General features: G+C 72.1%; 3 protein-coding genes. 2 read left to right on the top strand and 1 reads right to left on the bottom strand.

Going from position 1 to position 2,681, the window contains the following annotated elements:
• Both ACOJUF_RS14895 and ACOJUF_RS14900 read left to right on the top strand, forming a co-directional pair.
• Positions 1-282: GNAT family N-acetyltransferase (locus tag ACOJUF_RS14895; protein ID WP_420122614.1), on the top strand; the 282-nt coding region annotated here is incomplete at its 5' end.
• A gap of 394 nt (positions 283-676) precedes the next feature.
• Positions 677-1,795: a transposase gene (locus ACOJUF_RS14900; protein WP_420122615.1), complete on the top strand. Its 1,119-nt coding sequence runs from the start codon at positions 677-679 to the stop codon at positions 1,793-1,795.
• Between the two features lie 61 nt (positions 1,796-1,856).
• Here the strand turns inward: ACOJUF_RS14900 and ACOJUF_RS14905 are convergent.
• Positions 1,857-2,681 (bottom strand): HNH endonuclease (locus tag ACOJUF_RS14905; RefSeq protein ID WP_420122616.1); only part of this gene is annotated, 825 nt, incomplete at its 5' end.

Consider the following 2,681-nt stretch of genomic DNA (forward strand, 5'->3'; position numbering starts at 1 on the left):
TGGGAGCCGGCCGGCGCCCTGGTGGGCACCGTGGTCGAGAACGACGACGCCCCGAACGCGTCGTACGTCGACTACATCGGCGTCCTCGGCAACGCCCGCGGCAGGGGCGTCGGCAAGGGCCTGCTCCGCACGGTGATCGCGGACGCCGCCCGCCGCGGCCGCGACCGAGTGGGCCTCGAGGTCGACGCCGACTCGCCCACCGGCGCCGACGGCCTCTACACCTCGATGGGCTGGGAGACGAAGTACCGCACCCAGTCCTGGCACCGCGACGTGCGGGTCTAGCCCGCCGAGCCGGCACGTCTGCGCAGCAGGTGGGGGTCGAGTCGGCACGTCTGCGCAGCAGGTGGACGTCGAGTCGGCACGTCTGCGCACCTGACGCACCGTGGACGACGTCGACCACCGCCGGTCGAGCCTGTCGAGACTGTGAGTCTTCTCTTGGCCCTGCCGGTGGTGGTGGGGTGGGGTTCGACGGCCGGCGGTGTGACTCTTGTCGAGACTGGCTTGATGCCTGGGCTTGGACTTGTCCGCTGCTGGTCGTCGGCCCCGGTCCTCGACGGAGTGCTGGCCTGATCAGGAGCTTGACCGTCTGGCGTTCGCGCGCCGTTCGTGTCTCATCACAGTCCTGCTGAGCTCCGCCGGGACCGGAACCTTCACGTTTCCGGCATAAGGAGAACGCATGACCAGTGTGGACAAGCTCGCAGATGTTGTCGACGTCGTGATCGGTGTCGACACCCACACCTACAGCCACGCGGCGGCCGCGATCGACGCCGCCACCGGCGCGGTGCTCGCCGAGATCAGCATCGAGGCCGACGCCGATGGCTACGCCGAGCTCGTCGAGTTCGCCGACGACCTCGCCCAGCGCCATGGGGCGTTGCGGGCGTGGGCGATCGAGGGCACCGCCAGCCACGGCCGTGGACTCGCGGTCCACCTCGACACACTGGGCGAGTACGTGATCGAGCTCGACCGCCCCGAACGCGCACACCGTCGTGGCGGGGTGAAGTCCGACCCGGCTGATGCGATCCGCGCCGGACGTGAGGCCCTGTCACGGGCCCGGGTCGGCACACCCCGCGGCGCCACCCGCGGGGCTGGTCCTGATGGGGAGGTCGCGCGGATCCGGCAGTCGCTGGCGACACTGCTGATGGCACGCCGCTCCGCGGTCCAAGCCGCCGGCGACGCCCGGCGCCAGCTGGCTTCAGCGGTGATGACCGCCCCCGAACCCGTCCGCGCCCGACTACGCGGACTGAGCGCCATCCCGCTCGTGACCGCCGCAGCCAAGCTGCGCACCAACGCGGCATGGGCCCAGGCCGACATCGAGACCGCCACCGCCGTGGCCTGCCTACGCCTGCTCGCCCGCCGCGTCCAAGACCTCACCGAGGAAGCCGAGCTGCTGGAGAAGCAGATCAAGACGCTGGTCCAGGCCTGGCGCGCGGACCTGCTGGAGCTGTTCGGCGTCGGGCCGATCACCGCCGCGACCGTGCTGTGCGCCTGGGCCCACCCCGGACGCATCCACTCCGAAGCAGCGTTCGCCAAGCTCGCCGGCGTCAGCCCCATCGAAGCCACCAGCGGCCAGATCCACACCCGCCACCGCCTCAACCGCTACGGCGACCGACGCCTCAACTGCGCCCTACACACCATCACCATCACCCGCCAACGCCACGACCCCACCACCCGCGCCTACACCGAACGACGCACCACCCAAGGCAAGAACCCCCGCGAGATCCGCCGCTGCCTCAAGCGCTACATCGCCCGCGACCTCTACCGAATCCTCGAAGCCGGACCGCCCACCACGCCTTGACGAGACATAGGAGCGTCCTCGACTTCCTGAATCGGGGAGACCGCCGGTCACCCGGTTCGGGTCACTCCCGCGTCGGTCGCGGTGGCCTGGGTGGGTGTGCTGGGGGTGGCCGGGTTTCGTAGGTGTGGCCGGTGGGGGTGGTGGTCTCGACGACGTGGGTGCCGTCGGGGTCGGTGCGGGTCTTGGACCGCCATCCGGGGGCCTGTTTGGCGTAGTTGCAGGCCTCGCAGAGTCCTTGGCCGTTGTCGGCCGACGTCGGGCCGCCTTCCTCGGCGGGGACGGCGTGGTCGGAGTGGCGGATGGGAGCGCCGCACCAGGGGTTGCGGCAGTACCTGTCGCGGCGGCGCAGCAGCAGCGCGAGCAGCATCGGAAAGCAGCGGGCAGCGGACTCCATCGCGACCAGCTGGCCGGTGGCGGGGTCGGTGAGGATCCGCCGGAACACCCCCAGGGTCTCGATGGCGTCGGCGGTCAGGGAGCGGGCGAGGTCGGCGGGGATCTCGCCGTAGCCGTCGACCCACCCGAACGCGTGCGGCACCTGCCCCCCGTGGGAGCCCTCCGGGAGCAGCGCGTCCAACGGCACGGTGACATCCACGGTGACGGGCGCGGGGTCGGTGAGGGGGTCGCGGCCGGTGACCCGGCCGACGAGGGTGTCGGCCATGACCAGGCCGCGGTTGCGGTCGTCCCCGGCAGCGCGGGCCTGGTCGGCGGCGAGCCGCAGCGCCGCGATCAGCGCGACGCCGTCCTTCACGGGCAGCAGCGCGGAGAGTCGCATCATCGTGTCCGGCGCGGGCCGGGAGGTGACGTGGCGGTCGGCCTCGGCCGCCGCACGGCGACGGACCGCACCCGCCGGGTCGGCCGAACACGCCAACGCCTCGGCGGCGCCGCG

The sequence above is a fragment of the Nakamurella sp. genome, from assembly GCF_048594475.1.
Taxonomy (GTDB): domain Bacteria; phylum Actinomycetota; class Actinomycetes; order Mycobacteriales; family Nakamurellaceae; genus Nakamurella.

Coding starts and splice junctions, on each gene's coding strand:
- ACOJUF_RS14900 (WP_420122615.1), top strand. CDS start 677: ATGACCAGTGTGGACAAGCTCGCAGATGTTGTCGACGTCGTGATCGGT.